The 471-nt window shown below is 66.2% G+C and carries 1 protein-coding gene; it reads left to right on the top strand.

Going from position 1 to position 471, the window contains the following annotated elements; genetic code table 11:
- The coding region (locus tag I6F37_RS38925) for a haloacid dehalogenase type II (RefSeq protein ID WP_225154211.1) at positions 1-471 on the top strand (471 nt) is incomplete at both ends.

Genomic DNA, 471 nt, shown 5'->3' with positions numbered 1-471 from the left:
CCAAGCACATCGAATACAGCTGGCACCACAGCCTGGTCGGCAAGCCGGCGACGTTCTGGACGTTGGCGCAGCGCAGCCTCGACTACGCCATTGGTTCGATCGGTGGCGGTGTTGCGCCGGACCTGCGCGCCAAGCTGCTCGCCAGCTTCCGCGCGATGCAGGCCTATCCCGAGGTGCTGGAGGTGCTGTCCGCGCTCAAGGCGCGTGGCGACAAGCTGGCGATCTTGTCGAATGGCGATCCGGACATGCTGGAGGATGCCATTGGTGCCGCCAGGCTCGGCCCGGTTTTCGACGCGGTGCTGTCCGTCGCCTCGGCCGGCACCTTCAAGCCGAGCATGAAGGTCTATCAGCTCGTGCTCGATCGCTTTGGCGGAACGCCCGCTGACGTGTCGTTCCAGTCCTCCAACCGCTGGGACATCGCCGCCGCCAAGGCCTTCGGCTTCCGCTGCGTCTGGATCAACCGCACCGGCC

The organism is Bradyrhizobium sp. NBAIM08 (assembly GCF_020193935.1).
Classification (GTDB): Bacteria; Pseudomonadota; Alphaproteobacteria; order Rhizobiales; family Xanthobacteraceae; genus Bradyrhizobium; species Bradyrhizobium yuanmingense.
Note: the sequence above shows the minus strand (reverse complement) of the source record. Positions and strands in the feature narration are given on the sequence as shown.